Genomic DNA, 25,713 nt, shown 5'->3' with positions numbered 1-25,713 from the left:
CCTATCAACTTGTTCTCTCAAAAATGGGCATCACCTATAAAAATGTTATTCACTCCCACGATATTTGTCCCAATCAGTAATCTCACAGTAAAAGACATCCTATGTTAAAATTTATTAAAGATACATCTTTTTCCAATGCGTTTCTACTTTTTTGAAAAATGAAGGAGGTTCACCTATGAAAACATGGCTAAAAAACGGATTTTCCATATCTACTAATAAAGAGTATTTAGATATTGATGCCATTCACAAATTTTTAAGCGAAGAATCATACTGGGCATTGGGCCGGCCAAAGGAAATCATAAAGAAGTCGATTGACAATACTGCCTTATGTTTTGGCGTCTATAAAGGGGATGTCAGCAAAGGCGATGTGGAGCAGGTTGGCTTTGCAAGGGTCGTCTCAGACTTAACGATATTTGCGTATCTTGCAGATGTGTTCATTGTGCCCGAATACCGTAAATTAGGCTTGTCCAAATGGTTAATGGAAGTGATCACCAACCACCCTGACTTGCAAAACGTCCGCCGGTTTATGTTAGTCACAAATGATGCCCACACCCTGTATAGCCAATTCGGTTTCAAAGCGATTGATCACCCGGAAAGGTTTATGGAAAAATTTCGCGGGTGATGCATGAGAACCGTCCCCATGATTCAAAGAATAGGAGATTTATAATGGGAAAAATAAATTTTTCGATTGTTGATGTTTTTTCGCAAGGGAAATATACCGGGAACCAGCTTGCTGTTTTCAAAAATGCGGGTAATCTATCTGGCCGGGAAATGCAGCAAATCGCGAAGGAAATGAATTATTCGGAGTCTACTTTTATTCTATCCGACCAAGTAAATGATGGTGGCTATGATGTCCGCATCTTTACTCCTAATGAAGAGGTGCCTTTTGCCGGCCATCCGACGCTGGGAACTGCCTATGTTATTCAACATGAGCTATTAAAGGAACCGGCAGAAACACTTACGCTAAATTATAAGGCTGGCAAGATTCCCGTCTCGTTTGATGCAAAGGAAGGTCTTATTTGGATGAAACAAAATAAACCTGCCTTCGGAAATATATTGGAGCCCGACCAGGTTTCTGGTGTCTTACAGATTGAGAAGGATGCCATTGATGAGCGGTTCCCAATCCAGGAGGTTTCCACTGGACTTCCTGTCATTCTTGTCCCTTTAAAAAGTCTGGACGCTGTCAAAAGAGTAAAGGTCCATTTAGAAAAGTACTATGAGTTGATTGAGAAAACTGAAGCAAAAGCGATAATGGTATTTGCTCCTGAAACGTATCATCCGGAAAATCAGGTAAATGTTCGTGACTTTGGAGATTATTATGGGATGCCAGAGGATGCCGCCACTGGCAGCGCAAATGGATGCTTGGCCGCCTACCTGGTTAAATACCGATTTTTCCAAACAAGCGAAATCAATATAAAAGTCGAACAAGGATATGAAATGGGCAGACCATCTTTATTGTTTTTAAAAGCAGATGAGGAAAACGGAGTCATCAATGTTTCTGTTGGTGGAAAAGTTGAAAAGATTGCTCAGGGTGAATGGTTACTATAAATTTCCACATACGTGGACGGCTCTCATGGTTTTTACATGCATAAGGGCCGTCCCCATGAATTACTCCACTGGAAGAAACAGTACACTCTTTTCTCCCCAAACTTCCCCTGTAGGAAGGAAGCCTATGAAGATTCTTCGAATGGCAGAATGTATCGATATGGAACAGGTGATGACAATACAGTAGAAGTATTGATGTTTCCAAATGGAATTAATTTATCGATTAATTGCCTCATACCATTCATGTTTGAAACAGCAGCTTTTAAAATATAGCTTACTTCCCCGGTCACACGATGGCACTCGATAATTCCCTCTTCTTTTTTAATGAATTCTTCAAATTCTTGTAAGGATACTTTAACGCCGCCCACTTGAATAATTAACAGTATGTCTCTTCCAATTGCAGGAAGGGAAATTCTGGCACTGTATTCTTCGATAACCCCTTTCTCTTGCAGCCGGTGAAGACGTTCCGAAATACTCGGCCTACTTAACGCTAACTCCTGTGATAAGTCGCTGATTGTCATGCGGGAATTTTTTTGCAAAAGCTCCAATAACTTAATGTCTATTTGATCCACCAAAAACACTCCCTTCATTATGAATATAAAACGATAGATTTTAATTCAAATTGAACACAACTTAATAATAACGCCTTCTTATTGATATGTAAAATTGTCCTTTTATCTTTTATTATTAAAATAGTTATTAATCGTATTAATATTGATAAGAGATTAGGTGATTTAAAAATGAGGAAGTCAATAGATATTTTCCTAGGATGCTTGGTAACAAGTATTGGGGTTATCCTTTTAAAACATGCCAATATTGTCACAGGAGGCACAGCCGGACTCTCGCTAAGTGTAGCCTATCTTTTTAATCTTCCATTCGCTGTGATTTTCTTTTTAGTAAATATCCCTTTTTATATTTTTTCAGTTTTTAGGATGGGATGGAAGTTTACCTTTAATACCGTTGTTTCTGTTTCCATCCTGACGTTATTGACTGGAATGGACCAATGGCTGCCACACTTTTCACTTCCGATTTGGATAGGTGCAATGTTGGGCGGGTTAATAATTGGAATTGGTGTAACGATACTGTTTATGAATGGAGCTTCCCTTGGCGGGGCTAATATTCTTGCTTTGTATCTGCAAAAGAGATTTCAATTCAACCCTGGTAAAATAAACTTCCTATTTGATGCCATTGTTGTTCTATCTAGTATTTACGTTGTCGGGCTGCTAAGAGGTCTTTGCTCCATCTTGTCGATTGCGGTAACAGCCCAAGTAATAAGCTATTATAAAAATGACATCGCGAACAGAAACAAAGCAGCTGAGAGAAAAGAAACCTTTTCCATTCATCCAGCGAAATCGAATGCAGCTGTTCCTAGATAGTGTCAATACATATGGGAAAATTTAAAAAGTATATGCTGGTGAATATCTGATTAGATTTGGGTTTTGTCTATATTTTAATGGCCATTTTGAAGAAATGTAACATAATGAAATTGGTTAGATTGAAAAAATATCAATTTTTGTCTTTCTTCATGATAAAGGCCTTAGCCATTTACGGGTTTCAATATCTCTTAGATAAGAAAAAACAATAATTGGAATAAAAAAGGGATTGCCTGCAGCAATCCCTTTTACCATTGTTAATTTTTCACATATCATCGTTATCCTTTTGGAAACCACGCCTCTAACATTTCTTGTTCTCTTTCCCACAAAACCCCTGCTTTAAGATTATGCTGCTGGCGGGCCTTCAGCCATTCATAAAACTCTTTAATCGTCTCTTCCAGAGCTCGGAAGGTAAGGCCAGCGTTCACTGCTTTTTCGATATTGATAGAAAAAGAGCCTTTCCACGGTTCTGTTTCTCCCTCTAGCGGGAAGTTCTCGGGAACCCATAGCGGCATTTCCGTCCATGGCTGCACATTACGCTCCAGCAAAAATTGCTCATCTGCCCATACCCATTCGCACTCACTATTGGCGACAGCTTTACAAGTATCCAACAGCTCTTCCATCGTCATTTTTTCGTTTGGGCCTGTCACATTAAAGGTTCCAGCTTTTCTGTTTTCCGCCATATCAAACACCCATTTGGCGATATCTTTTATATCAATCAGTTGAACAAGACGGTCCGGACGCCCCGGCACCAATACTTTTCCTCCCTGTACTACCCGCTGGACCCAGTACGGAAGCCGGTAAGTGTAGTCAAACGGTCCGACAAGCTGTCCTGCTCTTATTTGCAGCACACGTCCCGGCCAATGCCTTTCTGCTTCCCTCTCACATAGGACCTTCAACGCACCGTAATACTCATAAGGAGAAGCTTCCCCTTCCTCAACAGCTCTTAGTTGATCCTGCGATAAAGTTTGTAGATGATAGTCTTCGGTAATATTGAGCGGAACCCAATCTTTATAAACAGAGATGCTTGAAATATACGTATAATGATGGATGTTGTCCCCAAGTACCGCTGCGATTTTTTGAATCTGCCGGGGAACAAACCCACACGTATCCATTACCACATCCCACTTGCGATTTTTCAGAAGGGACACATCTCCGTCCCGATCCCCAATTAGCTTCTCCACTTCAGGAAATACCTCTTTATTGGTTCCACGATTAAATAAGGTTATTTCGTGACCCCTATTCAAGCCTTCCTCTACCAACGCTCTTCCTAAAAAACGAGTCCCTCCTAAAAGTAAAACCTTCATCCTTCTCCCCCATTCCATTTATAAATCTCTTTTACTTTATATAACGATTATTTTTTATAAAAAGATACGGGGAGGATAATAAATTTATCCTAGGGGGAATTTTCACAATGGAAAAAGTTCAATTTTTAATACCATATTTTCATCACTCCTTTATGAAATTATTTAACCATTTTTTTCCTTATAATCACTATTCAACTAAACCGCCCCTAAGCAATGCTCTTATAATGTTTACTGTAAAATATGTAATTTAATTTTGTTTTGGACAAGGATTAAATAATTTTTTAGAAGCATTCTATATTTTGTGTTGTAAACAAATAAAAGGAGGAAATACAAATGACAAATCAAGTTGACACTAATAAATTGAAACAAGCAGAGGCGGCTTCTTCTATTGTAAAAGATATGATCACTTCAGCCATTGAACAATCAGCTGCTAACACCACTCTCTGCTTAGAAGCATTGAAACAAGCATCAAGTGAAGTTGCACAAATTCAAACATTGATAAGTCAAGTGCAGTCCCAGATGCAAACCCAACCGTCTTATTCAGAAGAATAATTAATGACTTTAATCTTCTTTCAAAGAAGAAAAAAGAACACTAATTGGAGGGGCTTCCGCAAAGGAACCCCCTATTACCTTTGTGGAAATCCAGAAGGTGTTAGAAGAACGAACATTAAATTGGAATTTGTTGTTTATGCTCGATGCTTTGGGTATTTAAAAAAAAAGAGGAACATTGCCATCTCACAAAAAAAGACTGCCCCTAAAAGTTATACTTTTTGGGACAGACTTTTTATTTGGTTACTATGGAAAATAGAAACCGAATATTTCGTTATGGCAATTTCCAAGCTACATTATAGTCATCATAGCCGCCATAGTACTGCCAGATTTCGGCCTTTTCGGTTGTTCCTGGGAAGTTGACCCAGTATGAATTGCTGGTTGTCAAATCGGATGGGATGTCACCAGGGTAATAGGCAACCCAATAAGCACCCGGAGTATTTGGCGAAAAGTCCCCCATGGTACGGTCCCAGTTGCCTGGAGATGAATAGGTTCCTGGTTTTACACCTTGTCCATATTGATTTAAATAATTGACGAATGCGTTATAAATCTCATGATTATTAGCATAGTCATAGTCACTTAAACCGGTATAAGCCGATTCTACATCAATAAAAATAACGGGTCTAACCTTTGAGCCATATACACTCTTCATAGCTTCGTAGCTTTCTAGAGCTAATTTTGCCTGCTGCGCTCCCCAATCGCTTGCGGAGATTCCTGCTGGCGCTGTTTGCATACCCGATAAAAACCAATAACCGTACACATAGCTGGCACTCTGTGCTCTTGCACTGCTGAAATAAATGGCACCGCCCGTGTTTGCATCAAATTGCACCGTGCTCCCATAACCTAACTTCCCAATATAAAAATCTTCCCCTGCAGGATTCGCTGATGAAGCGGAATCCGATCCGAATAGATATCCCGCAGTTTCAGCAGTTGTAGTCGATTCTTCTAATTGACTATCAGAAGTAGTTTGATAGATTGCTGAGTTTTCAGAAGCATGCATTTTTGCGGTTTCACTGGCATGTATGCTTGCCTGTGATTTTCCGATGCTTCCTTCTTCTTTATGTTCTACTTCAGTTTTGACTTCCTCTATTGGCTGAGCATCAGCTTCGACTTCTTCTGCTGTCTGAACAGCTATCTCCGTCCCAGCAGGAACTATAGGGGTTTCAACCTTTTTTTCATTGGCATGTCCATTTTGGGAGCCAACTGCTTGAACAGCTTTAACAGGCTCCACTTTTGCTTTATCGAGTCCTGCCGCTGCAGTAAATTGGCCTCCTGACATAAGTCCAAACGACAATACTCCAGTTACTACGAAAGATTTTACGAGTTTATATGTTTTAAGATAATGTTTCATTTTCCAATTTTGCTCCTTTATTTTTCGTTACGCGTGGCTTAATTAGCAGTTAACGTTTTAAAAAAAGGAGCTGTTTCTGGTGGTGGTGAAGGTGGAGCATTAATCCATTGGTGACTGTACTTAGCTTGTCGGGAAGTGTAGTTCAGGCCAAGGGTCAGTGATAAATGTTCATCCCAGTCTGACCAATTTGCTATAAAACCTACCGCACCTGTCCCAGGACTGAACTGAACATCAGACTGCCCTCCTGGGGATGACGTAAACTGCGGAAGGATATTCATGACCTCGAAAGGAATCTTCCTATCGTTAGATGGAGCCTTGCTTTCTTCAACTATATGTGGTTCCTGCGAAATGCTAGTCTTTATTGATACTAAGGAATCATTTTCTTCCGTAATGGTTTCTGACTTAACAATCAAACCTGAAGGATGGCTGTCCATTTCGGCTTTAGGAGCTGTTTGGTTTGAGTGCGTTGACTCAGGGACCTCCTGAACTTGGTTCGTGTCGACATTTGGCTTTGCGGGCCCTGGTTGTCCTATGTCCTTCACCTTTGCAGTCTGTTCAGCAGATTTACTTGCATTCTTACCCTTATCTAAGGGAGGTGCTGCCCCATTCCTTTTGTTTGGTGACGCTGAAACAGGCTTGATTGGTATGGATTTTTGTGTACTAGGATTCGCCTCCGGTTTTTGAACCACTTCACCTTGACTTTTATGTACATTTTCAGTTGGAACTGGCACTTCTTTTTCAGAAACTATTGGATTTTCAGCATTCGCTGAAACTCGAGTTTGTGCTGCTGCGTTTTGCTGTTCCGGTTGGCCGGCTGCTCCGTTTGCCAATGCATTATTTGGCAAGAAAGCGGCCGCCCCTAAAATAACACCCATTAGAATAAAATGCCGAAAGTACATTCTTTCACCCCCTTTCAAAAGCAGAGTTTTATCACTTCCACTGACAGCATTCGACATAATCATTAAATTTTTTGTCGGTTTTAACAATAATGGGTTCTTTTAACCTAAGCAGAATTTATAATCGATGAGTCAAAATCCCTCTACATAGGGGCTATACTCACAGCAAATCTTCTAATGAGATGCCCCCTTATAAATGCAGCTTGCTCCGAACTGTTTAGTGCCCTAACTGAGAGTAGAAACGACTTCTATTTGGTGAAATGTTCGCCGAATATTGGAAATACTTTAATGTTTTACGTTCCGAATTAGGTTGTTATAATGGTGGGTATGAAACGTGAGGAAGGAGATGCCGCAATGACCACATTTGAAAAGTTGAAGCCGATTATTGCAGATCAACTGGGGGTTAAAATGGAGGAGGTCAGACTTGATGCATCATTCAAGGATGACTTTGAAGCTGATTCGCTTGATATGGTGGATCTGACGATGGAAATTGAGGATGAATTTGCGATTGAAATTAGTGATAAAGTGGCGCCGACGCTTCAAACTGTCGGTGATGTCTTAAACTTTATTGAAAAAAGTCGTTAACAAAAAAGGCGGATAGCCCTACGCAGACGGACACTCGACCGTATAGCAGAAGGCATCCGCCTATTTGTTTGAATTGAATCACCTAGCCATCCACTCCTTAGTTAAAACCCCGGATCATCTACTTCGCAGCGCCAAATGGTCTATCTACTAAGTATGTGAAAATCCACATTTACACTGATATAAATCCATACTAATTTGTTGTACAAGCATAAAATAACTAGAATCTTATTTTAAAGGAGGAACAAATATGAATCTGAATGCCACGCTTATTTCGTGGAATGCAACCACGGGTGCCCTTACCTACAGCGTTGCAGGCATCACAAAGACGTCAACTGTCGTGTCTACGACAACCCCGCATCGTGCGCAGCTCAATCGTTTCTTACCAACCGACCCTGTCCTTCCCATCGTCACGCGCTGGAACAGACTCATTGATGCGGTCAAGGGTCCGGTTACTTTCGGCCCAACGAACCCGCCGCTCGATATTCTAAACACCTTCAGCGGAATTACCGGTGAACTTGCAGCCGCTGGCGCAAATATGCAAATTCATCTTAAACCACATAGCAATACCATAGCATCCCTTCGACCAATTCCGTTCATACCACCAAATCCAGTTTGATCAATAAAAAAATTACCTCGAAGAAAGCACTTGAATTAATGGTGCTTTCTTTTATGTAAAAATCACTGTTTGGAAACCTATCAATTTTTAAAAAAAGCAGCCCTCAAGACTATTCGAAAATAATCCTCGAGGGCTTCAGGCAGCCAAAAAGCGGGAGGAACGAGAAAACCCCGTGCGCGAATATCCGCCACTGTTACGATTGCCGCTTTTACTTTTACCAAAATTTCATTTTCTTTTGGAATAGGCTTTTCAACCTCTTTCAGTTGAAGAACATCGGGGGGACCATACTTTGTGTATACAATTGCCCTCATCAATCCTCCTCATAATTCGTTTGTTTTATTAATATCATACGAATCACACTGTTAAATAGAACAAATGACACATGAGAACCGTCCCCATTATTATTTTGCCGTCCCCGACTTGATCTTGCCATTTTCATCGGATTGAAAGTGCTTGACACTGAACAAAGGTCAGGCAAAAGAATTTCGCCGAAAATTTTTACCTTATACCAAAAAGTTGCATACATGCAAAAAATATTTACAAAGGCAATAATCCGTATTAAAATAGATTCATATATTATTTAGTAGGAATTCAATTAAAAAGTTGCACTATCGAAAGTTATTTAACCTTACGCATATTCAGGAGGAATGACCAATGAATAGTCAACCAGAGTATGCAGCAAAGGAGCATGGGTGGTTAAAGCAAAGCTCTAATATAAGCTTAGAAGAGGTAAATAATACAGTAAGTGTTCCAAGTAAAGGAGGTTTTTGGCGTAAGCTATTAGCCTTTATGGGACCTGGCTCATTAGTGGCAGTTGGCTATGTAGACCCAGGAAACTGGGCAACTTCCATTGCAGGCGGAGCCCGATTTGGTTACACGCTGTTGATTGTCATTTTACTATCCAATTTAATTGCTATGCTGCTACAAGCATTATCATCAAAACTTGGAATTGTCACAGGAAGGGATCTTGCCCAGGCCACTAGGGATGCAACTGGGAAGAAAACAGCCGTTTTTCTTTGGATATTAACAGAATTAGCCATTATTGCCACAGATTTAGCTGAGGTAATTGGTTCAGCCATTGCTTTAAATTTATTATTTGGTATTCCCTTATTATTAGGCATTGCCATAACAACATTAGATGTGCTTCTATTGCTTTATTTACAAAAGAAAAGCTTCCGAATTATCGAATCGATTGTCATTGTCTTAATGGTTACGATATTTATTGTATTTGCATTTGAAGTCATTATTTCAAAACCTGAAATTGCAGACCTTTTCGGTGGGTTTGTTCCTAAACCAGAAATTGTCACGCATCCACAAATGCTCTTTATTTCTTTGGGGATTTTAGGGGCAACGGTGATGCCTCATAATTTATATTTGCATTCTTCCATCGTGCAAACTAGACAATATAAGCGGACAACAGAGGGAAAAAGAGAAGCCATTAAATTCTCTCTCATTGATTCAACCTTTTCGTTAACCGTGGCTTTTCTTATTAACTCCGCCATTTTGATTTTGGGAGCGGCAGCTTTTTATGGAACGAATTTAGATGTATCCGAAATCGAAGCAGCCTATGAATTACTTAGTCCGACGCTCGGAGTAGGGATAGCTAGTACTTTATTTGCGGTTGCCTTACTTGCTTCTGGTCAAAATGCGACCATTACTGGAACGATTAGCGGTCAAATTGTTATGGAAGGATTTATCAACCTGCGAATTTCACCATGGCTTCGTCGCTTGATTACACGTTTATTAGCGGTCATACCTGCTTTTATCGTGACCTGGCTGGCTGGATCCAAAGGAACAGGTGAATTACTGCTATGGAGTCAAGTCGTCTTAAGCTTAGCACTCCCATCTGCCGTCATTCCTTTAGTTATATTTACTAGTAATAAAAAGAAAATGGGCGAATTTGTAAACAAAATGCCAGTAAAAATAGCAGCATGGGTCTGTACCATTGTGATCGTCCTATTGAATATATTCTTAATAGGATATATTGTTGTTACAGGTCAAGATTTAGGGTAAATACTATGGTAAGTAACCGCTCCAACTGAATGAAATCTAATATGTTAATGCAAAGAGCAGCCACTAAATGGCTGCCCTTTATTCATTATAGGCTTCCTACTGCTCTTTTTTCGGCAATTAAATCTTCTAATCTTTCTTTCTGGCTGACTAGTTCTTCAACGGTCAGTTCTGCTCTTGGTGACTGAAAACTGATGGTTGGGACATTATTTTGAACTAGACTTTTTAGTTGCCCGCTGTTTTGTTCGTACAAACGGTACCCAACTGCTCCAACTACAGTTCCTGAAAGAAATCCCATTAAGAAATCACGATTAAAAAACTTAATTCTGTTGAATCACCTTTTTTCTAGCCCATTTTTTCATAAAGACTCCATGCTTTGGTGAAAGCAATAAAGCGCCGAGGAATAGTAAGCCTGCTACAGCCACCATCGTTCCCCCGATGGATGCATCCAGGAGGAAAGCAACGTAATACCCAAGGAGCGAACAGACAATGCTGAGGAAAATACTGATCATAATCATCTTGCTTAATTTATCTGTTAATAAATAGGCGGTTGCCGCAGGAACAATTATCATCCCTACCACCAAAATAGCCCCAACACTTTCGAAGGATGCAACGGTTGAGATGGAAACTAAGCCCATCAATAAATAATGGAAAAACACGACCGGAATTCCTAACGCAGCAGCCAGTGCAGGGTCAAAAGTGGTGATTTTAAACTGTTTATAAAACAGGCTAATGACAAGAACATTTAAGAAGAAGCTTGCCCCAACACCCCAAACAGCTTTTGGCCCGATACTCTGCCCTCCAACATGCAGTGTATCCCACGGAGCATAAGCAATTTCTCCATATAAAACACAATCAAGGTCCAAATCCACCTGCCGTGTAAATAAACTAATTAAGACAACCCCAATCGCAAATAAGGCTGTAAATACAACTCCAATGGATGCATCTGACTGAACCCCGCTGTTTTGAAACATTTGAATGAGAAAAACCGTTACTAATCCAATGGCCGCTGCACCAAACATCATGACTAGTGAGTCCCTCGTACCGCTGATCAAAAAGGCAATGACAATTCCCGGTAAGACGGAATGACTGATAGCATCACCAATCATGGACATTTTTCTTAATACAAGAAAGCATCCTAAAATACTGCAGGACGATCCTACTAGCGCCCCAATCAGAATAATCCAAAAATGGTTCATAAAGATTTCTCCTTTACACCACGGTTCGTAAATGGCTGCTGTTCTCTCTTGACGGAGCCTCGTAATCTAGTTTTTGCTAATACTCCTCGATTCGGCGCAAAACACACGGAAACCACAAACAAAATGGTGGCTGCTAGAACAATCAGCGGACCCGTCGGCAAATTATTCACCATTGAACTTGCCACCGTCCCGATTAATCCGCTTAAAGCCCCAAACAGGCCGGCAAGAATCACCATTACATGCAGCTTCTCTGTCCAATACCTTGCTGCAACCGCGGGTGTGATCAACAATGCGGCCATCAGCACCACACCTACCGCCTGAATTCCAATCACAACTGCTGTAACAATAAGGAGCATCATAAATTGATCCAATAAAATGGTTGGCAGACCAATCCCTTTTGCGAATCCAGGATCGAAAGAGAGAAGTTTAAATTCCTTAAAAAACAGAAAACACAGTACAACTAGCACGACACTAATCCCAGCAATGGTGTAAACATCCTGTTTCACCATCGAGGCGGCATGGCCAAACAGAAATTTATCCAACCCGCTTTGATTACCACTATGACTATGCTGTATTTGTGTTAACAGAACAATGCCTACCCCAAAAAACACGGTTAAAATTATCCCTAATGCCGAGTCCTGTTTAATACGGGTGTTTCTTGTAATATAGCTAATCGCTATGGTTGCCAAAACCCCGGCAATGATAGCCCCAATGAGAAAGAAAAAGATAGACTTTGTTCCTGTTACCATATAGGCAAGACACACCCCTGGAAGAGCCGCGTGGGATAAGGCATCCCCCATTAACGATTGTTTTCGTAAATAAGCAAAGCTTCCAATCACACCGCTCGCCAATCCTAGGAGCATGGACCCCATTAGAATCCATTGTGTATTAGGGTCAGATAAAAACGAGAGCCAATTCATATCCTCACCTCGGGTTGATCATAATGGGAGATGAATCGGATTCAAGCATGGTTAAACTCCCACCGTATGTTTTTTGTAAATAATCCTTGGTAAACAAGTCTTCCGTTGGGCCTATTCCGATTAGTTTCACATTCAAGAGCATAATCCAGTCAAAGTATTCTTTTACGGTATTTAAATCGTGATGTACGACGAGAACCGTTTTTCCTTGCTTTTTCAACTTCATCAACAGGGCAATGATGGCCTTTTCCGTCGCAGCATCTACTCCTACAAACGGCTCATCCATAAAATAAAGATCCGCATCCTGGGCAAGCGCTCTAGCTAGAAAAACACGCTGCTGTTGTCCACCTGATAGCTGGCTTATTTGGCGATCAACATATTGACTCATTCCCACCTGGTCTAAACATTCCAGAGCATAGGCTTTATCCTTTTTATCCGGGCGTTTAAACCAGCCTAAATGTCCATATCTCCCCATCATTACGACATCCAAAGCATCCGTTGGAAAATCCCAATCGACAGATTCCCGCTGCGGCACATATCCGACTCGTTTTCTCGTATTTTTATAGGAATCTCCAAATATTTCTACCTTTCCGCTAATGGCGGGAATCAATTCCAATATTGATTTAATCAGCGTCGATTTACCCGCACCGTTAGGACCAATAATCCCAATTAGTTTCCCTTCAGGAACACGAAAAGAAATATCTTTTAACACAGGCTTTTTCTGATAGGCAACCGTTAGATTTTTTACCATAAGAGGGTACGTCATAACCCCATCATCCCCTTCCTATTTCAATGCGCTGACAATCGTATCGACATTATGCCTAACCATCCCTATATAAGTGCCTTCCTCTGTTCCTTCTGCCCCCATAGCATCAGAAAAGAGTTCCCCGCCAATCGTGATTTTGTGTCCTTTTTGTTTTGCTCCTTCAATCACAGCTTCGATGGCTTTCTTAGGTACACTTGATTCAACAAATACAGCTTTAATCTTGTTTTCAACAAGATAGTCTCGAAGTTCACTAACATCCTTTGAGCCATATTCGGAGGCTGTACTAATTCCTTGGAGCCCCAGCACTTTAATATCATAGGCCTCTCCAAAATAACCGAAGGCATCGTGGGCCGTCACTAGAACCCGTGTCTGTTTCGGGATTGTGGCAATTTGCTCCGTAACGTATTCATCAAGTTCTTTCAATTTCTCAATGTACCTTTCAGCATTTTGTTTATACTCTTCAGCATGTTTTTCATCAAAAGCAGAAAGTTCCTCCGCGATTGTTTCTGTCGCCGAAATCCAATTTTTCACATTAAACCAAACATGGGGGTCAACTTCCTGTGATCCGTCTTGTGGGGCATGAAGCTGGTCTTCCGGAATATTCTTCGTAACGGCAATCGTTGGCTTTTTCTTTGCCATTTTTTCAAAAATATCCACCATCTTCCCTTCAAGATGCAGCCCATTGTAAAAAATAATATCGGCTGTATCTAGCTTCTTTATGTCTCCTTGAGAAGCTTTATAAAGATGAGGGTCGACCCCAGATTTCATTAATCCAATAGATTCCACATGCTCTCCCCCAACATTGTTCACGATGTCATTAATCATCCCGATGGTGGTAGTAACACGGATCTTACCCGTTTCTTTTCCTTCATTTGCCACCTCCGAAGCAGAACAGCCTGCCACAGAGAATAGAAGGACCATCACCGCCGCCAACTTTTTAAACTTTCGCTTCAAGACAATTCCTCCAATCTAGCATTATAGCAATTTTTTTATCCCAAGCCATTTTTGTTATATTCATCAAAAAAAGTTTCCCTTATGCAACTTTTATGTTAAACAGGAATCACAATAAGGTCAACAAAAAACGTATACAATATTTCGACAATAAAAATGGGATTAAACTCATCTTCCGAGTTTAATCCCAAAAATACAGGGTTTAGCGTGATATTTATGTCGCCAAATTCGTAATAAATATCATGGTTAATAGTCCAATAACAAAAGAAAAAGTTGCCGATCGTTCGTTTCCATCTCCATGGCTTTCCGGTATTAACTCTTTATATACAACAAACAGCATGGCTCCTGCTGCAAATGCTAATCCATAGGGGACAATCCTGAGGAATTGGTCAGTTAATTGAAATCCACTATAAGCTGCTGCAAACTCAATGGCACCTGTTAAAGCAGTATATAAAAAGGCTTGGACTTTAGAAATATGATTCGTCAGTAAAAATAAGCAGACAAGAAAGCCTTCCGGTATATTTTGAAGCCCAATAGAAAAAGAAACAACGGATCCCAGCCCTTCATACTGACTTGCATTGCTGACTCCTACTGACAGTCCCCTATGGAATATTATGAATAGCCATTGCAGCTACTAACAGAAGTGGCCTGGCTTGCCGAGAACCATGGGTTGAATGGTCAACTTCTACATGTGGTAAGCACATTTCTAATAAAGTGAGCACAGCTGTCCCAAATAAAATTCCTACGGTTAAAACGAACATGTTTGAAAGCTTTAAGGTAGAAGGAATTAATCCGTAAGTAGATGCCGCAACCATAATACCTGCACTATATGCCAATAAATTATCCTTCACACGGTGAGATACATTTTTTAATAATAAAGCTGGCACAGCTCCTGCTGCAGTACATAGCGCACTCATAATTAATCCTAAATTGATTTCCACCAGATTCCACCTTTATCCATTTTTAATTGCATTATATGTACAAACTCTCAAAAAAAAGACAAGTTTCAATTAAACTAACTCATCTTCCATTTGCCTATCAATAGGAACTATTACGATTTAATAGGAATATTTAATTTGTGTGTGAATGAAATAGTAATACGTGCATATCAATATGATAGGAATGATAGATTCAAGGAGGGAGATTTAATTATGGCTTTTTTATATAAAATGCTAAAAGATAGTTTCGTTATTCTATTATTTTGTTCATTCCTTTTCCTCTTTCTCTTTGCGGAGGAAATGAATAAGCACTTAATATTTAGTAGAATCCCAAATTCCTCTTTTAATGTGAATACCATTTTCTTGAGTATTATCTTAGAAGCCATTCCATTTATTTTATTAGGTGTATTTGTATCAGCGATTATTCAAACATTTGTATCTGAAAATGCTATTCGAAGGGTAGTGCCGCGAAATGCTTATTTAGCCATCATCCCCGCAGCATTGTTAGGGATCATTTTTCCCGTTTGTGAATGTGCTATTATCCTAGTGGTTCGCAGGTTAATAAAGAAGGGCATGCCTCCGCATGTAGGAGTTGTCTTTATGCTTAGTGCTCCTATTCTAAACCCTGTTGTCTATGCATCCACCTATTTTGCTTTTAAGAGTACTCCTTATATGGCAAATGCCAGGATGCTAGTTGGATTCATCAGTTCCATTATCATTGGATACATCATTTATCAAAAATTCAAGGGGGAAAATATTCTTAAAACAGTTGAAAATAACCACCATCACCATCATAAAAAAGGAAATAAACTATTAGATACGTTCTATCATGCAAGCGATGAGCTATTTGATACTGGAAAGTATTTGTTTATAGGCGCTTTCCTTGCTAGCCTGTTTCAGACCTTCTTAGACCGCAATGTTCTATTGTCTATTGGGACAAGCACGACTTTAGCACCGGGCGTGATGATGGGTCTCGGCTATGTTCTTTCAGTGTGTTCTTCAGCGGATGCCTTTTTAGCTTCTTCCTTTGGTTCCACCTTTACGGAAGGCTCCATCCTAGCATTTCTTGTCTTCGGTCCAATGATGGATATAAAAAACACAATCATGTTGTTTGGGTATTTTAAGAGAAAATTTGTTCTATTTTTACTTCTAGTAACTCCTATCGTCGTTTATTTATCCGTCTATATCTTTCAACTTTTATTTTTTTAGGGGGACCTTATGAAGAAAACAAATAATGTTCAGGATTTCTCATTTCATTATTTAATCAGGGGAATCATTCTAATTGGATTCATGCTGCTATTATTTAAATTATTATTAACCAATCATATTGCCCTTCTGATTGCACCAAAAATGATTCTTTTTATTTACTTCACTCTTTTTGTATTCCTTATTCTGGGGGTCCTTTTGATCCTAAGAGGAACTTCGGGGCAAAAACATTCTTATCATTGTGATTGCGAGGGGGAACATTCATACCCTACTTCATTTAAGAAGGGACTGTTTCTTTATTTATTGTTTATTTTCCCTATAACCACTGGATTGCTTTTCGCAGACAACGTACTTGATAGCTCTGTTGCCAATAATAGAACCCTTAAACTTGGATCGAGTTCAAATGATAGGGAGCAAATCAATACGGTTAATAATAATCCGCCCTCTTATTCTAGTAATTCCCGAAACTCTACGAATAGCGACAATGTACTCGATGATCAACCCGAGCCATTATCACAGTCTCAATACACCGCCTTAAAGGAGAGCATGTTAAAGACCAATAATATAAACATTACAGATGAACAATACGTAAATATGATGAATATCCTTCAAGATCATTTAGATGGAATGATTGGTAAAACAATTACGATAAAAGGGTTTGTGTATCGTGAAAAGAATCTCATGCAAAATCAAATCATCATAGCACGTTTCGGAATTACATGTTGTATTGCCGATTCCTCAGTATACGGAATCATGGCAAAAGGAGACGTAGCAGCACTGTCCAAGGATGAATGGGTACAAGTAATGGGGACAATTAAACAAACTCAATTTGACGGAGAATCAATCCCAATAATAATGATAAAACAGATTTCAAAAATTCCCGCTCCCAAACAACCATATGTATTTGATGTGGGAGTAAAAATTAGTTAAACATAGGGAAAAATAAGGACGGTTCTCATGCTTCTGATGCATGAGAACCGTCCCTTGTATCACTTTATTGATAATTTTAATGACTCTAAATTTTTTTTCATAACGCCAATATAGTCTAGACCTTGTTTTTGTTCTTCTTTTGTTAGTCCTTCTAATGGGTTTAATACGGCTGTTTCAGCGCCAATTTCTTTGGCTAGAGTTTCAGCTACTTTTGATGAGGTTAATTCCTCGAAATAAATGATCTTTATATTTTTTTTCTTGGTTAATTCCGTTAATTCAGCTAATTTCCCTAATGTAGGTTCGACATCTGGGGATAAGCCGGCAATAGGAATTTGCGTTAGCCCGTATTGTTTGGCTAAATAGCCAAATGCAGCATGCTGGGTAACAAATTCTTTATTCTTAGCTTGGTCAATAGTTTCTTTGAATAAGCGGTCTAAATCGGCAAGCTGAGAATTCAAATCAGCAGCATTTTTCTCATACTGTTCTTTATTGTCAGGGTCCACCTCTCCTAGAGCCTTCGCTATTGTTTCCACCTCTTGCTGGGCTAACACCGGAGATAGCCAAACATGGGGATCTTTAGAAGACGAATGTTCGGAATGGTTATGGTCCGCCTCTTCCCCTGTTTCCAGTGCATCCATCAAATCAATTCCATCAGAAGCCTCGACAACCTTTAATTTTGAAGTATCAATGCTCTTAAGCACTTTTTCAGTCCAAGTTTCAAAATAATGGCTATTATAAATAAACACATCAGCATCTTGAATTTTCATCATATCTTTTGTAGTTGGGTCCCAATCATGCGGCTCGACACCATTTGGTATCAATAGTTCAACGTTTGCTGAATTTCCCGCCACTTTCTCGGCAAAATAATAGATTGGATAAAAAGTAGTGACAATTTGCAGTTTTTTGGATCCGTCACTCTGTTTTTCACTGTTTGTTGAAGCTGCGTTAGAGCAGCCACTTAATATCAATAAAAAAATAATAAATAGACTTATATGTCTTTTCATACTCCCTTTACCTCCATAATTATCCTAAATTAGGAATCATTACGATTTAATCCCTATAATTATCTGTATTTTATAAGTTTTTTAGATTTATCAAATCGAAATTATTACGATTTAAATCGTATAACGATTTATTGTTTCTGTCAACAAGCAAATTTTAACGAAAAGAACTGACCATTAATGCACATTTTAAAAAGAAATGTTAACCTGCTGCAGTAACGGTCCAAACAAATGGATCCTTCATTTTATTCCAATCTTGTACCATCTCCTCTTCGGTCAACAAACAATGGTCTAAAGAGGCTTTCACAAGGTTTTGATCCATATCGATTCCAATTAGAACAAGTTCATTCTTCCGATCACCGAATTGTTCATCCCAGTCATCTTTTAATTCAGGACTTTCAATAAAGTACTGTGTTTGCTGCTCAGAAGGCAAAGAGGCTACCCAATAAGAAACAGGGTCTAATTGTACCGAAGAACCTGCTTGTGAGAATAGTAAAGCAAGATCATTCCTGGTTGCACACCATACGATTCCCTTCGCCCTTACGATTTCTACAGGCATTTCTTCTATCCAATGATTAAATCTTTCAGAATGAAATGGGATCAAACTTCTATAAACAAATGAGCTAATCCCATACTCTTCCGTTTCTGGCGTATGCTCAGGTGCCTCCAATTCTTTTAACCAGCCGGCCGACTCACTTGCTACTTCAAAATTAAATAAACCCGTATTTAAAATCTCTGCAGCAGCTATTTTTCCCTTTACCGTCCTGTGAAATTTTGCTGTAGGCTGCAGTTTTCTTAAAAATACCTCCAGCTGATTTAATTGTTCTTCCTCCAATAAATCGCATTTATTAAGAAGTAAAACATCACAAAACTCAATTTGGTCAATCAATAAGTCTGCAACCGAGCGATCGTCCTCTTCACCTAGAGCTTGGCTTCTTTCTAAAAGTAAATCCCCCGAAGCAAAATCATGCCAGAACCTATTTGCATCCACCACTGTCACCATGGTATCCAGCCTGCAAGATTTTGTCAGGTCGATTCCCAATTCATCATCTATGTAAGAAAATGTTTGCGCCACTGGTACTGGTTCACTAATACCTGTTGATTCAATCAAAATGTAGTCAATATTTCCTTTCTTGACCAGACGTTCTACTTCTTTTAAAAGATCTTCTCTTAGCGTACAGCAAATGCAGCCATTCGATAATTCAACTAGTTTTTCTTCGGTCCTATTTAGGCCTCCTCCTTGTTTCACCAATTCGGCATCCACATTGATTTCACTCATATCATTGACAATGACTGCAACTCTTAACCCATCGCGGTTTTGAAGAATATGATTTAATAATGTTGTCTTACCTGCTCCTAAATACCCGCTTAATACGGTTACTGGAATCTTAGTATCATTCATAAGAATTCTTCCTTTCTTTTTTAAATCAAAATCATTACGATTTAAAGATTATGCTTATACATGAATAAATAGAACATTCAAGATGCTGCTTGGATCCGACTTTCGAAAAAGCTACTTCGTTTCTCTATGCAGTGTATATCGTTTTAATCGGGGAGAATATTTCTGCAATTCCAGCCGGTCAGGATTATTTCTTTTGTTTTTAGTTGTGATGTAATTTCGATCACCTGTTTCCGTACATTGCAGGGTTATTTTTACTCGCATATTATTTCCTCCTTTAGATAAATCGTAACCATTACGCTTTGTATTTTATAGTAGTTCTTTTTAACAAGTCAAGTCCAAAACGAAACACGGGGACGGTTCTCATGCATCTGATGCATGAGAACCGTCCCCATGATTCACTTTATAGGATGATAAACGCAAAGACAATGGCAAGGATGATGCGGTAGTAGGCGAATGTTGATAGCCTTACTTTGTCTAGCAGTTTTAGGAATGCGATGCAGGATAGCAATGCGACTACAAAGGCTGTTACAAAGCCGATGACAAAGGTTGTGATGTCTCCTGACGTGATGGCGTCCATATTTTTCAATAAGTCTAATCCTGTTGCTCCTACCATAATAGGCAATGCCAGAATGAAGGAAAATTCGGCAGCTGTTTTTTGGCTTGCACCCACTAGTAATCCTCCGGAAATGGTAGAACCGGCTCTTGAAAATCCTGGCCAAACAGCTAAGCATTGAAACAAACCAATATATAGGGCTTGCTTATAAGATAATTGATCAATGGTGTGCGCTGTAACCGTTGTGTTCTTTTTGTCAGCATAAATTAATAAAAAGGCACCGACGACTAAAGCTACCAAAACGACTGTTGCAGAGAACAGAACATTTTTAATAAAATCGTGGAGGACAAAGCCTACAATCACGGCTGGCAGTACTCCTAAAAATACGTGAAGAAGATTCAGTTTCGTTCTATTGTTGTCCTTTATATTTAAACTCTTAAAGTCTAACAGTGAAAAAAACCTTCTCCAATATAACACGACAATCGCTAGGATCGACCCTAATTGAATGACAACTTCAAATGTTTTCGCCCGATCTCCTTCGAACCCTAATAGATGACCAGCTAAGATGAGATGTCCTGTTGATGAAACGGGAAGATATTCTGTTAACCCTTCTACGATTCCCATTATAAAAGCTATTACGTGCTCACTCATAAAAATATTTCCTCCTAATTAAATGCTACCTTTTAATAATACCCGTTAATGACCAAAAAGCAGTATTAATTTTTAGTTAAAAAATATTTTAACATAAAACATAGGGACGGTCCTCATGCAACTGATGCATGAGAACCGTCCCTATGAATCACTAATGTCCGCCAAGGTAGGCTTTTTTGATTTCTTCGCTTGCTTGGAGTTCGGCAGCGGTGCCTGAGATTTGGATGCGGCCGGTTTCGATGACGTAGGCCCGGTCAGCGACGGATAAGGCCATGTTGGCGTTTTGTTCAACAAGCAGGACCGTCGTTCCTTCCTTATTGATCTGCTCGATAATGTTAAAAATTTGTTTCACGATCAGCGGAGCCAAGCCCATTGAAGGCTCGTCCAGCAGCAGCAGCTTTGGCTTGGCCATGATGGCCCGCCCCATTGCAAGCATTTGCTGTTCCCCGCCGGAAAGTGTCCCGGATAGCTGCTTGCGGCGTTCGAGCAGCCGCGGGAACAATTCATAAACTTTTTCCATATCCTTGCGAATCCCGCTTGCGTCCTTTCTGGTATAGGCGCCAAGCTCCAAATTTTCCTCTACTGACATATTGGAGAACACGCGCCGTCCTTCTGGGACGTGGGAAATGCCAGCCTTAACTATTGCTTGTGGTGCTTTGTTTGAGATCGTCTCGCCTAAATATTCAATCGTTCCTGATTTTGGCCTTTGCAGTCCGGATAAGGTTTTCAAAAGCGTACTTTTTCCCGCTCCGTTAGCCCCAATTAAGGTGACAATTTCGCCTTCCTTCACTTCTAATGAAATGCCTTTGAGCGCCTGAATGTTTCCATAAAATACATTAATATCATTGACCTTAAGCATGTTCGTCAGAAACCTCCTCTCCCAAATAAGCCTCGATGACCTTCGGATGGCTCCGAATTTCCTCTGGAGTACCTTCCGCAATTAGTTGGCCATGGTCGAGGACATAAATACGTTCACAGATTCCCATGACCAGCTGCATGTCATGTTCAATTAATAAAATCGTCAAGTCAAACTGTTCACGAATAAAGGCAATTAGTTCCATTAATTCGTGGGTCTCCTGCGGGTTCATCCCCGCTGCCGGTTCATCCAGCAGCAATAGTTTCGGACCGGCCGCTAACGCCCGGGCGATTTCCAATCTCCGCTGCTGGCCATACGGTAAATTTTTCGCCTTTTCATCTTTAAATCTTTCCAAGTTAAAAATTTTTAAAAACTCGAGCGCTTTTTCTTCCATGTTTTTTTCCTCGGAAAAATGAGAAGGAAGACGAAAAATGGAGCTCAAGATGGAGTTTTTCGCTAACGAATGATAGGCAACCTTTACATTGTCTAACACGGATAATTCACTAAACAGGCGAATATTTTGGAAGGTACGGCTGATCCCGCTTTGCGTCACCTTGTAGGGAGGCAGTCCGTTCAGCCGCTTTCCGTTAAACAAAATCTCGCCTTCTGTTGGAACGTAAACACCTGTTAACAAGTTAAAGCTAGTGGTTTTTCCGGCTCCGTTCGGTCCAATTAATCCGACCAGTTCGCCTTGGTTAAGTCTCATATTAAAGCCAGAAACAGCTTTTAATCCGCCAAACTGAATGCCGGCATTTTTCACTTCAAGTAACGCCATCTTAATTGCCTCCTTTTGCCGGTTTCCACTTGAATAAATCGGTGACTTCACGTGTGCCCATCAAGCCTTGAGGACGGTAAAGCATCACGATGACCAAAACTAAGCTATAGATAATCATCCGTGTTTCCGGATATTGTGCCAAGAATGCTGATATAACGGTTAATAAAATAGCTGAAATCACTGACCCGGTAAGGGTGCCAAGACCGCCTAAAACAACGAAGATGAGGATATCGAATGATTTTAAGAAACCGAAATTTCCCGGCTGGATGATATAGAAATTATGTGAAAATAGCCCGCCGGCAATTCCGGCAAAAAATGATCCGATTGCAAAAGCAAGAACTTTATAATACGTGGTATTGATTCCCATCGCATCAGCAGCAATTTCATTTTCCCGCACCGCAATACAGGCCCGGCCGTGCCTAGAATTCGTAAAGTTCGTAATCACCAGAATCGTAATGACCAGACAGACAAACGTGACGGTCCAAGTCGTAAGATGCGATACCTGCATACCAGCGGCCCCGCCTACATAATCAATATTAAATAAGGCAATTCGAATGATTTCTGCAAAACCAAGAGTCGCAATCGCCAAATAATCACCACGGAGCCTTAGGGTCGGGATGCCGACAATCAGACCGGCCAAAGCGGCAATAACCCCGCCAAGCACAACGGCAAGAATAAATGGCAGCTCTAATTTCATTGTGACAATCGCTGAAACATAAGCGCCGACTGCCAGGAAACCAGCGTGGCCGATGGAGAACTGGCCGGTGATGCCAATGACCAAATGGAGACTGACTGCCAGAATAATATTAATGGCAATGGTAATCAACAAATTACTATAATAAATATTTATGAACCCTGAGCCGATGAAAAATTGGACGACTACGTACACAACCGCCGCTAGAATCAGAAATGCCCAAAATGATTTTGATTTCTTCATTATTTTTCACCTATACTTTCTCTCTTGTATTTTTCCCAAAGATGCCGGATGGTCTGAAAATAAGGATGAGAATCAAAATGACAAAGGCGGCTGCATCTCTCCATAAAGAAAATCCTGCTGCACTGACAATCGATTCAATGACACCGAGGAAAATCCCGCCAACCATCGCTCCCGGTATACTGCCGATGCCCCCTAATACGGCGGCAACGAACGCTTTTAACCCAGGAATGACACCCATCAGCGGTTCAATTTTTGTATAATAAACACCAAACACGACCCCTGCTGCTCCTGCTAATGCCGAACCAATGGCAAACGTGAAGGAAATCGTTTTGTCAACGCTTATTCCCATTAAGCGGGCGGCGTCCATATCAAGAGAGACAGCGCGCATCGCTTTTCCCATTTTCGTGCGTTGAACAATAAATTGTAAAATAATCATTAAAATAATTGATGTTAATAGGATAAATAAAGACTGGCTATTAATATGGACACCAAAGAAATTGATGGCCTTATTTGGCAATACGTCAGCAGGATATGCTTCCGGCTGAGCGCCGCGGATATAGATCATTCCGTATTCAATCAACAAAGACATTCCAATCGCTGTAATCAAGGCAGCGATTCTCGTAGCATTCCGAAGCCGTTTGTAGGCAATCCGTTCAATTAATACCCCAAATACCGCACAGAATACCATCGAAATGATGAGTGCAGGCAAGAAGCCTAATCCCCATCCCTTAATCGCATAGAATCCAATAAAGGCACCAACCATAAATACATCGCCATGTGCAAAGTTAATTAATTTAATGATCCCATACACCATGGTGTATCCTAATGCGATTAAGGCATAGATGCTGCCGAGTGAAATTCCATTTATCAGCTGTTGTAACCAATCCATACGTTTTTGCTCCTTTTTTCTAAGGCTGTGTTAAACTTGTCTGTTCTATTTATCAATAGTTCCCAAACTAACAATTATTTTTAGCATAGCCTTTTTTTACAAAAGTAAAATGGAAGGATAATCCTTCCATTTTACTGGTCTAAATATTAAGGATTAATTTTCGAGTTAAATACTTGTTTACCGTCTTTGTATTCTAGCACTGTTGCAGATTTAATTGGGTGATGATTTTTATCAATCGATAATACTCCAGTTACAAGTGATAAATCTTTCGTTTTTGCTAATTCCTTTTGAATCTTGACAGAGTCTGTGCTGCCTGCACGTTTAATGGCATCTGCTAAGAAATAAACAGTGTCATAACCAAGGGCATTGAAAGCGTTAGGCGCATCGCCATTGTTCTTGTCTTTGAATGCTTTAACAAAGTCTTGAACCTTTTGATCAGGATCTTCAGTTGAATAGTGGTTGATTAGGTAAGTGTTATTTAATGCTTCAGCACCTGCTAAATCAACTAACTTTGGTGAATCCCATCCGTCAGCACCCATTAAAGGAGCAGTGATGCCAAGCTCGCGTGCTTGCTTAACAATTAAGCCAACCTCTTCATAATATCCAGGGATAAAGATAAAGGATGGATTTTTCGCCTTAATACGAGTTAATGTAGCACGGAAGTCAGTATCCTTACCTACATAAGACTCTTCTGCAACGATTTTGCCGCCAGCTTTTTCAAATGTTTTCTTGAAAGCATCGGATAGTCCTTTTGCATAGTCACTTGAGCTGTCTGAGAAAATGGCCGCATCTTTTACTTTTAAATTATTTGCGGCAAAGTTCGCAGCAACTGTGCCTTGGAATGGATCAATAAACGATGTACGGAAAACGAATTCTCTTACTTTTCCTTTTTCATCAACAGTAACAGTCGGGCTAGTTCCGCCTGGTGCGATTAGAACGGTTTTCGTATCATTGGCAATTTGTGCTTGGGCCACTGTATTTCCGCTTGTTGCTGCACCGATTACCGCATTTACTTTATCTTGGCTTGTCAGCTTGATAATTCCGTTTGTTGCTTCAGCCGCTTCTGATTTATTGTCATTTTTAATCACTTCGATTTTCTTGCCCTCAACACCGCCAGCTTTGTTAATTTCCGCTACGGCCATTTCAACACCTTTTGCCATGGATTCACCGTATGATGCAACGTTACCGGAAAGCTCCATGTTTACGCCAAGCTTGAAGACATCTGAATTGCCTCCGCCGCCGCTGGCGCTTTGGTTTCCTGTCCCACAGCCGGCAAGGATTCCAGCAGCTAATGCTGATACCATAAATACCTTACTAAATTTCTTTTTCATCTCTAGGTTCCCCCTCTGTTGTTTTTCTCTTTTTTGATTTTTCTGACATTATTAACCGAATATTAGTATCGGGAAATGATAGTTAGAAATGTGTTAACAATTAGTATATTAAAACAATTTTTTATTTTCGTCTAGTATATTATTTTAATATTTCAGAAACTTGCATATTTTATGGAAAT

The 25,713-nt window shown here is 40.0% G+C and carries 27 protein-coding genes and 2 pseudogenes; 9 read left to right on the top strand and 20 right to left on the bottom strand.

The annotated features are described in order from the left end of the window. Window positions 1-175: 175 nt before the first annotated feature. Together ACZ5B7_RS04655 and ACZ5B7_RS04650 are read left to right on the top strand one after the other, a co-directional pair. Window positions 176-622, top strand: a complete 447-nt coding sequence (locus ACZ5B7_RS04655) for a GNAT family N-acetyltransferase (RefSeq protein WP_464492856.1) — start codon at window positions 176-178, stop codon at window positions 620-622. Between the two features lie 44 nt (window positions 623-666). After that, a complete protein-coding gene (locus ACZ5B7_RS04650) occupies window positions 667-1,548 on the top strand; it encodes a PhzF family phenazine biosynthesis protein (protein ID WP_464492855.1) in 882 nt (293 codons plus the stop codon). Between the two features lie 122 nt (window positions 1,549-1,670). Here the strand turns inward: ACZ5B7_RS04650 and ACZ5B7_RS04645 are convergent, their stop codons facing one another. Beyond that, a complete protein-coding gene (locus ACZ5B7_RS04645) occupies window positions 1,671-2,117 on the bottom strand; it encodes an Lrp/AsnC family transcriptional regulator (protein WP_464492854.1) in 447 nt (148 codons plus the stop codon). 168 nt (window positions 2,118-2,285) lie between these two features. Between ACZ5B7_RS04645 and ACZ5B7_RS04640 the strand changes: the two genes are divergently transcribed. Further along, on the top strand, window positions 2,286-2,921 hold the full coding sequence (locus tag ACZ5B7_RS04640; protein ID WP_464492853.1) for a YitT family protein: 636 nt from the start codon (window positions 2,286-2,288) through the stop codon (window positions 2,919-2,921). A gap of 275 nt (window positions 2,922-3,196) precedes the next feature. Here the strand turns inward: ACZ5B7_RS04640 and ACZ5B7_RS04635 are convergent, their stop codons facing one another. Further along, on the bottom strand, window positions 3,197-4,225 hold the full coding sequence (locus ACZ5B7_RS04635) for an SDR family oxidoreductase (RefSeq protein ID WP_464492852.1): 1,029 nt from the start codon (window positions 4,223-4,225) through the stop codon (window positions 3,197-3,199). A gap of 333 nt (window positions 4,226-4,558) precedes the next feature. Between ACZ5B7_RS04635 and ACZ5B7_RS04630 the strand changes: the two genes are divergently transcribed. Further along, window positions 4,559-4,777, top strand: coding sequence for a hypothetical protein (locus tag ACZ5B7_RS04630; RefSeq protein ID WP_213146297.1), 219 nt, complete (start codon window positions 4,559-4,561; stop codon window positions 4,775-4,777). A gap of 271 nt (window positions 4,778-5,048) precedes the next feature. Here ACZ5B7_RS04630 and ACZ5B7_RS04625 read toward each other — a convergent pair whose 3' ends face one another. Both ACZ5B7_RS04625 and ACZ5B7_RS04620 read right to left on the bottom strand, forming a co-directional pair. Continuing rightward, on the bottom strand, window positions 5,049-6,125 hold the full coding sequence (locus ACZ5B7_RS04625; protein WP_464492851.1) for a glycoside hydrolase family 25 domain-containing protein: 1,077 nt from the start codon (window positions 6,123-6,125) through the stop codon (window positions 5,049-5,051). Window positions 6,126-6,163: 38 nt separating this feature from the next. Then, window positions 6,164-7,024: a hypothetical protein gene (locus ACZ5B7_RS04620; RefSeq protein ID WP_464492850.1), complete on the bottom strand. Its 861-nt coding sequence runs from the start codon at window positions 7,022-7,024 to the stop codon at window positions 6,164-6,166. A gap of 351 nt (window positions 7,025-7,375) precedes the next feature. Here ACZ5B7_RS04620 and acpP point away from each other — a divergent pair, with 351 nt between their 5' ends. Then, window positions 7,376-7,606, top strand: coding sequence for an acyl carrier protein (gene acpP, locus ACZ5B7_RS04615; protein WP_464492849.1), 231 nt, complete (start codon window positions 7,376-7,378; stop codon window positions 7,604-7,606). A gap of 247 nt (window positions 7,607-7,853) precedes the next feature. Beyond that, window positions 7,854-8,222, top strand: coding sequence for a hypothetical protein (locus tag ACZ5B7_RS04610; RefSeq protein WP_464492848.1), 369 nt, complete (start codon window positions 7,854-7,856; stop codon window positions 8,220-8,222). 137 nt (window positions 8,223-8,359) lie between these two features. On the opposite strand, the pseudogene ACZ5B7_RS04605 reads toward ACZ5B7_RS04610, so the two are convergent. After that, window positions 8,360-8,533 (bottom strand): annotated as a pseudogene (locus ACZ5B7_RS04605) (NAD(P)-dependent alcohol dehydrogenase); the annotation flags it as partial. Window positions 8,534-8,876: 343 nt separating this feature from the next. Between ACZ5B7_RS04605 and ACZ5B7_RS04600 the strand changes: the two are divergent. Continuing rightward, the gene (locus tag ACZ5B7_RS04600) at window positions 8,877-10,235 is read left to right on the top strand and encodes an Nramp family divalent metal transporter (RefSeq protein WP_464492847.1); all 1,359 of its coding nucleotides are present in this window, start codon (window positions 8,877-8,879) and stop codon (window positions 10,233-10,235) included. 85 nt (window positions 10,236-10,320) lie between these two features. Here ACZ5B7_RS04600 and ACZ5B7_RS04595 read toward each other — a convergent pair whose 3' ends face one another. The 6 genes and pseudogenes from ACZ5B7_RS04595 to ACZ5B7_RS04570 all read right to left on the bottom strand — a co-directional run bounded on the left by ACZ5B7_RS04595 (window position 10,321) and on the right by ACZ5B7_RS04570 (window position 14,982). After that, complete coding sequence (locus ACZ5B7_RS04595) at window positions 10,321-10,530, bottom strand: hypothetical protein (RefSeq protein ID WP_464492846.1); 210 nt, start codon at window positions 10,528-10,530, stop codon at window positions 10,321-10,323. A 22-nt stretch (window positions 10,531-10,552) separates the two neighbouring features. Further along, entirely contained in the window at window positions 10,553-11,431 is an 879-nt protein-coding gene (locus tag ACZ5B7_RS04590) for a metal ABC transporter permease (protein ID WP_464492845.1), read from the bottom strand. Beyond that, window positions 11,428-12,351, bottom strand: coding sequence for a metal ABC transporter permease (locus ACZ5B7_RS04585; RefSeq protein ID WP_464492844.1), 924 nt, complete (start codon window positions 12,349-12,351; stop codon window positions 11,428-11,430). Before ACZ5B7_RS04585 ends, ACZ5B7_RS04590 begins: the two co-directional genes overlap by 4 nt. A gap of 4 nt (window positions 12,352-12,355) precedes the next feature. Beyond that, complete coding sequence (locus ACZ5B7_RS04580; RefSeq protein ID WP_464492843.1) at window positions 12,356-13,114, bottom strand: metal ABC transporter ATP-binding protein; 759 nt, start codon at window positions 13,112-13,114, stop codon at window positions 12,356-12,358. Between the two features lie 18 nt (window positions 13,115-13,132). After that, window positions 13,133-14,035 carry a metal ABC transporter solute-binding protein, Zn/Mn family gene (locus ACZ5B7_RS04575; protein ID WP_464494433.1) on the bottom strand — a complete coding sequence of 301 codons (903 nt, stop codon included), beginning with the start codon at window positions 14,033-14,035 and terminating at the stop codon, window positions 13,133-13,135. Window positions 14,036-14,279: 244 nt separating this feature from the next. Next, window positions 14,280-14,982: pseudogene (locus ACZ5B7_RS04570) on the bottom strand (ZIP family metal transporter). A 234-nt stretch (window positions 14,983-15,216) separates the two neighbouring features. Between ACZ5B7_RS04570 and ACZ5B7_RS04565 the strand changes: the two are divergent. Together ACZ5B7_RS04565 and ACZ5B7_RS04560 are read left to right on the top strand one after the other, a co-directional pair. Next, window positions 15,217-16,212: a permease gene (locus tag ACZ5B7_RS04565; protein ID WP_464492842.1), complete on the top strand. Its 996-nt coding sequence runs from the start codon at window positions 15,217-15,219 to the stop codon at window positions 16,210-16,212. 9 nt (window positions 16,213-16,221) lie between these two features. After that, on the top strand, window positions 16,222-17,139 hold the full coding sequence (locus ACZ5B7_RS04560; RefSeq protein ID WP_464492841.1) for a TIGR03943 family putative permease subunit: 918 nt from the start codon (window positions 16,222-16,224) through the stop codon (window positions 17,137-17,139). Between the two features lie 59 nt (window positions 17,140-17,198). On the opposite strand, the gene ACZ5B7_RS04555 is transcribed toward ACZ5B7_RS04560, so the two are convergent. From ACZ5B7_RS04555 to ACZ5B7_RS04515, 9 genes are all read right to left on the bottom strand, one after another. Further along, complete coding sequence (locus ACZ5B7_RS04555) at window positions 17,199-18,143, bottom strand: metal ABC transporter substrate-binding protein (protein WP_464492840.1); 945 nt, start codon at window positions 18,141-18,143, stop codon at window positions 17,199-17,201. Window positions 18,144-18,342: 199 nt separating this feature from the next. Further along, complete coding sequence (locus tag ACZ5B7_RS04550) at window positions 18,343-19,542, bottom strand: GTP-binding protein (RefSeq protein ID WP_464492839.1); 1,200 nt, start codon at window positions 19,540-19,542, stop codon at window positions 18,343-18,345. 111 nt (window positions 19,543-19,653) lie between these two features. Further along, window positions 19,654-19,803, bottom strand: a complete 150-nt coding sequence (rpmG, locus tag ACZ5B7_RS04545) for a 50S ribosomal protein L33 (protein ID WP_464492838.1) — start codon at window positions 19,801-19,803, stop codon at window positions 19,654-19,656. 139 nt (window positions 19,804-19,942) lie between these two features. Then, window positions 19,943-20,746: an undecaprenyl-diphosphate phosphatase gene (bacA, locus tag ACZ5B7_RS04540; RefSeq protein ID WP_464492837.1), complete on the bottom strand. Its 804-nt coding sequence runs from the start codon at window positions 20,744-20,746 to the stop codon at window positions 19,943-19,945. Window positions 20,747-20,897: 151 nt separating this feature from the next. Further along, window positions 20,898-21,605, bottom strand: a complete 708-nt coding sequence (locus tag ACZ5B7_RS04535; protein ID WP_464492836.1) for an ABC transporter ATP-binding protein — start codon at window positions 21,603-21,605, stop codon at window positions 20,898-20,900. After that, entirely contained in the window at window positions 21,598-22,377 is a 780-nt protein-coding gene (locus ACZ5B7_RS04530; protein ID WP_464492835.1) for an ABC transporter ATP-binding protein, read from the bottom strand. The genes ACZ5B7_RS04535 and ACZ5B7_RS04530 overlap by 8 nt, the downstream gene beginning before the upstream one ends. Before the next feature lies 1 nt (window position 22,378). After that, window positions 22,379-23,314 (bottom strand): branched-chain amino acid ABC transporter permease, encoded by a 936-nt coding sequence (locus tag ACZ5B7_RS04525; RefSeq protein ID WP_464492834.1) that lies wholly within the window; start codon window positions 23,312-23,314, stop codon window positions 22,379-22,381. 10 nt (window positions 23,315-23,324) lie between these two features. After that, window positions 23,325-24,203: a branched-chain amino acid ABC transporter permease gene (locus ACZ5B7_RS04520; protein WP_213146289.1), complete on the bottom strand. Its 879-nt coding sequence runs from the start codon at window positions 24,201-24,203 to the stop codon at window positions 23,325-23,327. Between the two features lie 146 nt (window positions 24,204-24,349). Beyond that, window positions 24,350-25,534, bottom strand: a complete 1,185-nt coding sequence (locus ACZ5B7_RS04515) for an ABC transporter substrate-binding protein (protein WP_213146288.1) — start codon at window positions 25,532-25,534, stop codon at window positions 24,350-24,352. Between the last annotated feature and the right edge of the window lie 179 nt (window positions 25,535-25,713).

The sequence above is a fragment of the Neobacillus sp. S1115 genome (assembly GCF_055385565.1).
Note: the sequence above shows the minus strand (reverse complement) of the source record. Positions and strands in the feature narration are given on the sequence as shown.

Excerpts from the sequence above, each read along its gene's own strand:
- ACZ5B7_RS04610 (WP_464492848.1), top strand. The coding sequence starts at position 7,854 with ATGAATCTGAATGCCACGCTTATTTCGTGGAATGCAACCACGGGTGCC.
- ACZ5B7_RS04625 (WP_464492851.1), bottom strand. The coding sequence starts at position 6,125 with ATGAAACATTATCTTAAAACATATAAACTCGTAAAATCTTTCGTAGTA.
- ACZ5B7_RS04580 (WP_464492843.1), bottom strand. The coding sequence starts at position 13,114 with ATGACGTACCCTCTTATGGTAAAAAATCTAACGGTTGCCTATCAGAAA.
- ACZ5B7_RS04525 (WP_464492834.1), bottom strand. The coding sequence starts at position 23,314 with ATGAAGAAATCAAAATCATTTTGGGCATTTCTGATTCTAGCGGCGGTT.
- ACZ5B7_RS04565 (WP_464492842.1), top strand. The coding sequence starts at position 15,217 with ATGGCTTTTTTATATAAAATGCTAAAAGATAGTTTCGTTATTCTATTA.
- ACZ5B7_RS04590 (WP_464492845.1), bottom strand. The coding sequence starts at position 11,431 with ATGAACCATTTTTGGATTATTCTGATTGGGGCGCTAGTAGGATCGTCC.
- ACZ5B7_RS04640 (WP_464492853.1), top strand. The coding sequence starts at position 2,286 with ATGAGGAAGTCAATAGATATTTTCCTAGGATGCTTGGTAACAAGTATT.
- ACZ5B7_RS04520 (WP_213146289.1), bottom strand. The coding sequence starts at position 24,203 with ATGGATTGGTTACAACAGCTGATAAATGGAATTTCACTCGGCAGCATC.
- ACZ5B7_RS04530 (WP_464492835.1), bottom strand. The coding sequence starts at position 22,377 with ATGGCGTTACTTGAAGTGAAAAATGCCGGCATTCAGTTTGGCGGATTA.
- ACZ5B7_RS04595 (WP_464492846.1), bottom strand. The coding sequence starts at position 10,530 with ATGGGATTTCTTTCAGGAACTGTAGTTGGAGCAGTTGGGTACCGTTTG.
- ACZ5B7_RS04515 (WP_213146288.1), bottom strand. The coding sequence starts at position 25,534 with ATGAAAAAGAAATTTAGTAAGGTATTTATGGTATCAGCATTAGCTGCT.
- acpP (WP_464492849.1), top strand. The coding sequence starts at position 7,376 with ATGACCACATTTGAAAAGTTGAAGCCGATTATTGCAGATCAACTGGGG.
- ACZ5B7_RS04585 (WP_464492844.1), bottom strand. The coding sequence starts at position 12,351 with ATGAATTGGCTCTCGTTTTTATCTGACCCTAATACACAATGGATTCTA.
- ACZ5B7_RS04655 (WP_464492856.1), top strand. The coding sequence starts at position 176 with ATGAAAACATGGCTAAAAAACGGATTTTCCATATCTACTAATAAAGAG.
- ACZ5B7_RS04555 (WP_464492840.1), bottom strand. The coding sequence starts at position 18,143 with ATGAAAAGACATATAAGTCTATTTATTATTTTTTTATTGATATTAAGT.
- ACZ5B7_RS04635 (WP_464492852.1), bottom strand. The coding sequence starts at position 4,225 with ATGAAGGTTTTACTTTTAGGAGGGACTCGTTTTTTAGGAAGAGCGTTG.
- ACZ5B7_RS04535 (WP_464492836.1), bottom strand. The coding sequence starts at position 21,605 with ATGCTTAAGGTCAATGATATTAATGTATTTTATGGAAACATTCAGGCG.
- ACZ5B7_RS04630 (WP_213146297.1), top strand. The coding sequence starts at position 4,559 with ATGACAAATCAAGTTGACACTAATAAATTGAAACAAGCAGAGGCGGCT.
- ACZ5B7_RS04560 (WP_464492841.1), top strand. The coding sequence starts at position 16,222 with ATGAAGAAAACAAATAATGTTCAGGATTTCTCATTTCATTATTTAATC.
- bacA (WP_464492837.1), bottom strand. The coding sequence starts at position 20,746 with ATGAGTGAGCACGTAATAGCTTTTATAATGGGAATCGTAGAAGGGTTA.
- rpmG (WP_464492838.1), bottom strand. The coding sequence starts at position 19,803 with ATGCGAGTAAAAATAACCCTGCAATGTACGGAAACAGGTGATCGAAAT.
- ACZ5B7_RS04650 (WP_464492855.1), top strand. The coding sequence starts at position 667 with ATGGGAAAAATAAATTTTTCGATTGTTGATGTTTTTTCGCAAGGGAAA.
- ACZ5B7_RS04575 (WP_464494433.1), bottom strand. The coding sequence starts at position 14,035 with ATGGTCCTTCTATTCTCTGTGGCAGGCTGTTCTGCTTCGGAGGTGGCA.
- ACZ5B7_RS04620 (WP_464492850.1), bottom strand. The coding sequence starts at position 7,024 with ATGTACTTTCGGCATTTTATTCTAATGGGTGTTATTTTAGGGGCGGCC.
- ACZ5B7_RS04550 (WP_464492839.1), bottom strand. The coding sequence starts at position 19,542 with ATGAATGATACTAAGATTCCAGTAACCGTATTAAGCGGGTATTTAGGA.
- ACZ5B7_RS04600 (WP_464492847.1), top strand. The coding sequence starts at position 8,877 with ATGAATAGTCAACCAGAGTATGCAGCAAAGGAGCATGGGTGGTTAAAG.